2 protein-coding genes and 1 tRNA gene are annotated in these 6,265 nt (G+C 68.5%); all 3 read left to right on the top strand.

The annotated features are described in order from the left end of the window. Positions 1–102: 102 nt before the first annotated feature. Positions 103–1,701, top strand: coding sequence for a dolichyl-phosphate-mannose--protein mannosyltransferase (locus tag ACTHL4_RS04660; protein ID WP_440281571.1), 1,599 nt, complete (start codon positions 103–105; stop codon positions 1,699–1,701). 214 nt (positions 1,702–1,915) lie between these two features. After that, positions 1,916–1,988: transfer RNA gene (locus ACTHL4_RS04655), tRNA-Ala, on the top strand. Positions 1,989–2,464: 476 nt separating this feature from the next. Next, the coding region (locus ACTHL4_RS04650) for a beta strand repeat-containing protein (protein ID WP_440281570.1) at positions 2,465–6,265 on the top strand (3,801 nt) is incomplete at its 3' end.

The raw sequence follows: 6,265 nt of genomic DNA, 5'->3' as shown, positions 1-6,265 counted from the left end.
TATCGGTCCGGTCGTGCTCTTCCGGCGCCGGCCGACAGGACTCGGGCGCGCGCGGAGGGAACCTCCGGGCTGGACGCAAGCACACCTCATACGATGACGCCCATGAACTCGGCCGAGCAGGTGCGCGCGCGCCTGCTCGGGACGGAGGCGGACGAGTTCCGCTCGACGCCGCTGACGGGGCGACCGTTCTGGAAAACCCTCGGTTTCCTCGGGCCGCTCTTCTTCACCGCGGTCGGCGCGTTCATGCGGTTCTGGCATGTGGGTGCCCCGCACCAGCTGATCTTCGACGAGACGTACTACGTCAAGCAGGGCTGGTCGATGGTCCTGTTCTGGTACGAGATGAAGGTCGACCCGACCCTCCTCGAGGCGAAACAGGTCGACCAGCACTTCACGGCGAACGACCCGTTCGTCTGGGGCACGGAGGGCGACTTCGTCGTGCACCCGCCCGTCGGCAAGTGGCTCATCGGCTGGGGCGAGGTGCCGTTCGGGATCCTCAACTCGTTCGGCTGGCGGTTCGCCGTGGCCCTCGCCGGGACGCTCTCGATCCTCATGCTCGGGCTGATCGCCCGCCGGCTCTTCCGCTCCGACCTCATGGGCACGCTCGCCGCCGCCCTCCTCGCCTTCGAGGGGCACCACTTCGTCCACTCCCGCACCGGCCTGCTCGACATCTTCGTCATGTTCTTCGGGCTCGCGGCCTTCGGCGCGCTGCTCGTCGACCGGGACCGGGCCCGGGAGGTGCTGGCCCGGAAGGTGGCCGGGGTGCCGCGCCACCACCTGTCCTTCCTGGGGCCGTGGGTCGGATGGCGGCCCTGTCGCTGGACCGCCGTCGTCTGCCTCGGGCTGTCCACCGGCGTCAAGTGGTCGGGCGCATACTTCATCATCTTCTTCGGCCTGCTCGCCGTGCTCTGGGACCTCGGGGCGCGCCGCGCGGCCGGGGTCCGCGGCTGGTGGGTCGGCGGCCTGGTCAAGGACGGCCCCTTCGCCTTCCTCCAGCTCGTCGGGACCGCGCTGGTGACGTACGTGGCCAGCTGGATCGGTTGGATCCTCACGAAGGGCGGTTCGTTCCGGACCTGGGCCGAGACGAACCCGAGCCCCAACTTCGGGTGGCTGCCCGACTGGTGGCGCTCGCTCTGGGCCTACCACCAGCAGATGTACGCCTCGACCCAGTCCATCACCTCCTCGCACCCCTACCAGACCAACCCGTGGTCCTGGCTCATCCAGGGCCGGCCGACGTCCTTCTACTACGAGGGACCGAAGAAGGGTGCGGACGGCTGCCTCGTGGACCAGTGCAGCAAGGCGATCACCTCGATCGGCACCGTCTCGATCTGGTGGGGTGCGACGCTCGCGATCTTCGTGCTCCTCTTCATGTGGGCGCTGCACCGGGACTGGCGGGCGGGGGCGATCCTCTGCGGAATCGTCGCCGGCTACGTCCCATGGTTCTTCCTCGGCAACCGGACGATCTACTCGTTCTATGAGGTCGCCTTCGTCCCGTGGATCGTCCTCGCCTGCGTCTACGTCCTCGGGCTGCTCATCGGCGGCCGAGACGCGTCCCCGGTCCGGCGCCGATGGGGGCTCGGCGTGATGGGCGCCTTCGTCCTGCTCACGATCGGGCTGTTCGCCTTCTTCTACCCGATCTACACCGCGCAGGTGATCCCGCTGCACGAGTGGCAGCAGCGGATGTGGTTCCCGAGCTGGGTCTGAGCCCTCCGCGCGGGGCCGGGCGGCCGCCATGCCGTATGCCGCCCAGCCCGCCCCGCGGGCAGGGGCTCTCGCTCGCCCACCCTCCCGCACCTCCACCATCCCGTCGAGTGAGCGCCCGCTCCCACCCGCCTCAGCTGTTACGCGGTCCTGAGCCGACCTCGGTTTCATGTCCGGCCGGGCTCGGTGTTAGAGTTCACGTCGCACTCCGGTGCATGGGGCTGTGGCGCAGTTGGTAGCGCGTCTCGTTCGCAATGAGAAGGTCAGGGGTTCGAATCCCCTCAGCTCCACCCTGTGACGAGTCGAGACATGGGTGACACCTCAGTCGCGACATAGGTGAAGTCGGAGAGCTTCCGGCCATCGGCCGGGAGCTTTCTGCATGTTGCGCCAGTACTTGCAGCCAAGCTGGACAGCGACCGTCGCCCTTGGCGTATGCCTCGAAGGCCCAGGCGATGTGCCCGGCGCAGTCACGGTCCCACTTCGACGGTCCGGCTCGCGAAGCCGTCTTCCAGCCGACGAACATTTGAGGTGTCCAACCGACGCCTGCGTCCCTGGGGCAGCTCACTGCACGATGTCGCTGGGCTCGGCGCCTCGTCGACATGTCCAAAACGTCCAAAAAGACGACTTTGTCCCGCTTCGTTCAGTATGGTGCGAACGCCCGTTGCTGGCGTTGCGCCACCCGGCACGAGCACGATAACGATCCACCGGTCCAGCCCATGCCCGTCACAGCGAGTTCGCGCGCGCTGCCAGCGTCAGAGGACTCCCTATGCACCAGCTGCACTCGTCACGCCTGCCTCGACTGCTCGGCGGCTCTGCGCTTGTGGTGGCCCTGGCCACGGCCAACCTGGTGGCGGTGGTCCCCGCGGCGAGCGCGGCGACCCTCACCGTCACTTCGACGGCCGACGTGGCGATCGACTTCGGCGCTTGCGGCAACACGGCCCAGACCACGTCGAGCGGCAGCCTGCGCGAGGCCATTTGCGCGGCCAACAACGCTGGCGCCACCGCGTCGACCATCATGGTGGCGGCAGGCACCTACACCCTCACCAACGGTCAGCTGCAGATGGGCAAGGTGTCCGGGAGCAACATCACCCTGACCGGTGCGGGGGCGGGCAGCACGGTCATCAGCGGCAACAACGCCAGCCGGGTGTTCGAGCTCGACCCGTTGATGGTCGGTGGGGTGACCACCAGCATCTCCGGCGTCGCCATCACGAACGGCGCAGTCACGACGTGGGGCGGCGCGGGCATCATCGGCGGTTCCGCCAACGCAGCTACGCGGGACGTCCTGACCATCAGCAACTCCACGATCACGAACAACGTGGTGAACTCGACGCTGTCCAACAGGCCCGGCGGTGGCCTCCAGTTTTTCGGTGGCTCTCTGACCATCACGAACTCCACGTTCAGCAACAACAGCAGCGGCAGCAGCTCCGGCGGCGGCGTCGCCTATGCCCACCAGGGAATGGCCGCCGGGGAGCAGTTAACCGTCTCGGGCACCACGTTCAGCGGCAACATCACCAACGCGTCGGTGGCCAACGTCAACGTCGGTGGTGCCGGGCTCCACCTGTCCGGTATGCCGACCGCTGCGCCGATGTCGGTGACCAACAGCCGGTTCACCGGCAACACAGTCGTGGGCAGCGGCACGGGTATCGCCCAGGGCGGCGGGATCTTCTCCGAGGGCGGCGCCCTGGCAGTCACCGAGTCGACCTTCACCAGCAACTCCGCCGCCGGCGGCGCCAACAGCTTCGGTGGCGCGATCTCGGTGGTCGGGGGCACGGCACAGGCCCACTACAACCGTATCACCGGCAACATGTCCTCGAACGGCTCAGGTGCGTCGCTGGGTGTCGCCAGCGGCGCCACACTGGATGCCACCCACAACTGGTGGGGTTGCAACACTGGCCCCGGCACCGCCGGCTGCGACTCCGCGGCCGGTGGCCCGATCGTCTCTCCCCGACTGGTGCTGACCGCGACGGCCAGCCCGGCGACCGTCGTCGGCCCGAACGCGACGTCGACGGTCAGCGCCGCCCTGACGACGAACTCGGTCGGCTCTGCAGTCGGCGCCGCCAACCTCGGCGCGTTTGCGGGCCTGTCGGTGGGCTGGAGCGATCCGCTGCCCTCCGGCGCCACCCTGGGAGCGGCCTCGTCGAACCTGAGCTCAGGCTTCACCAGCACGACGTACAACTCCCAGAACACCAGCGGACCCGGTCACGTGCTGGCCACCCTGGACAATGGCACCACCACCGGGACCGTCACGGTCAACCGGCCCCCGGCCATCACCAGCACCAACACCGGGGCCTTCACGGTCGGCACTGCAGGAACGCTCACGGTGACCACCACCGGCTACCCGGCCCCCGCCATCGCGAAGACCGGCACCACCCCGGCGGGGATGACCTTCGTCGACAATGGCAACGGCACCGCCACCCTGTCCGGCACGCCGACCGCCGGCGGCAACTACACCCTGAGCCTGACGGCCAGCAACGGTGTCGCGCCCAACGCCACCCAGACGCTGAACCTCAGCGTCACCCAGGCGCCGACGTTCACCAGCGGCGCCACCGCGACCTTCGGCGTCGGCACTGCCGGCACCTTCACGATCACGACGACGGCCATGGCATACCCGACGCCGTCCATCACGAAGACCGGCACCGTCCCGACGGGCCTCAGCTTCACCGACAACGGCAACGGCACGGCGACCCTGTCCGGAACGCCGGCAGCCAACAGCGGCGGCGCCTACTCGCTCAACCTGACCGCGTCCAACGGGGTCAACCCCAACGGCACCCAGACGCTCACCGTCAACGTCAACCAATCTCCGGCCGTCACCACCAACCCGGGGAACCAGACGGTCAACTCCGGTGCTTCGGTCAGCTTCATCGCCGCAGCCTGGGGCTTCCCGGCGCCGACGGTACAGTGGCAGCGCTCCACCGACGGCGGCGGCAGCTTCAGCAACATCGCCGGCGCGACCAGCCCCACCTACACGTTCACGGCCCGGTCCGCCGACAACGGCAATACCTACCGCGCCATGTTCACCAACTCGTCCGGCTCGGCCACGTCGACCGTCGCCACCCTGACCGTCAACACCGCGCCGACGATCGACAGCGCGAATAGCACGTCCTTCAATGTCGGTGCGGCAGGCACCTTCACGGTTACCACGAGCGGGTTTCCCAACCCGGCGTTAACCACGACCGGCACCCTGCCGGCCTGGTTGTCCTTCACGGACAACGGCAACGGCACGGCCACTGTGGCGGGCTCTCCGCCGACCGGCTCTGGCGGTCAGTACAGCTTCACCATCAACGCCGACAACGGTGCCATGCCCTCGGACAGCCAGGCGTTCACCCTGAGCGTCAACGAGTCGCCGGTCATCAGCAGCGCCGACCACGCCACCTTCCAAGGCGGTACGGCCGGCAGCTTCCTCGTGACGACGTCGGCTGGCTTCCCGGTGGCGACCGCCGTGAGCAAGACAGGGACCCTGCCCTCCGGTGTGACCTTCACCCCCAACGGCGGCGGTGGCGCGACAATCGCGGGCACGCCGGCCGCGGGTACAGCGGGCAGCTACCCCATCACGATCACCGCGACCAACGGCGCTACCACCCCTGCCACGCAGGCCTTTACGTTGACCGTGGTGGAGTCACCCCTGATCACCAGCGCTGACCACGCCACATTCGTGGTCGGGACCGCCGGCTCCTTCTCGGTGACCGCGTCGGGCGGCCCCGGGACGTCAGTCACCTCCACCGGCACACTCCCGTCTGGGGTTACCTTCACGCCATCAGGCAGTGGCGCCACCATCGCCGGCACCCCGGCCGTCGGCACAGGCGGGTCCTACCCCATCACGATCACCGCGAGTGACGGGGTGACCCCGAACACCACCACAACCTTCACCCTTACCGTCAACCAACCGCCAGTTATCACCAGCCCCGGTCATGACAGCTTCCGCCTCGGCGTCGCAGGCGCGTTCACCGTCACCACGACTGCAGGCTTCCCGACCGCGACGACCATCACCAAAACGGGGCCCCTGCCGACCGGCGTGACCTTCACCGACAACGGCGACGGCACCGCCACCCTCGGTGGCACACCCACCATGACCGGCTCCTTCCCCATCACGATCACGGCCAGCAACGGCGTCGCACCGGATGACACCCAGTCCTTCACGCTGACCGTCACGCAACTGCCGAGTATCACTAGCAACGACGAAACCACCTTCTTCGTGGGCACGGCCGGCAGCTTCACCGTCACCACCACGGCCGGGTTCCCGACCGCGACGACGATCACCAAGACCGGCGCCCTGCCCCCGGGGGTCAGCTTCACCGACAACGGTGACGGCACCGCCACCCTCGCCGGCACGCCGACCGCGGCAGGCGCCTTCCCGCTCACGATCACGGCCCGCAACGGGGCCACGATTGAGAACACCCAGGCGTTCACCCTGACGGTGACCCAGGCCCCGGTGATCACCAGCGCGGACCGCGCGACCTTCACCAAGGGCAGCGCCGGCAGCTACACGGTGACCACCACGGCCGGGTTCCCGACCGCGACGACGATCACCAAGACCGGCGCCCTGCCCTCGGGGGTCAGCTTCACCGAC

The sequence above is a fragment of the Flexivirga sp. genome, from assembly GCF_051955415.1.
Taxonomy (GTDB): domain Bacteria; phylum Actinomycetota; class Actinomycetes; order Actinomycetales; family Dermatophilaceae; genus Flexivirga.
The sequence above is the reverse complement of the archived record's forward strand: the minus strand, read 5'-3'. Positions and strand labels throughout refer to the sequence as shown.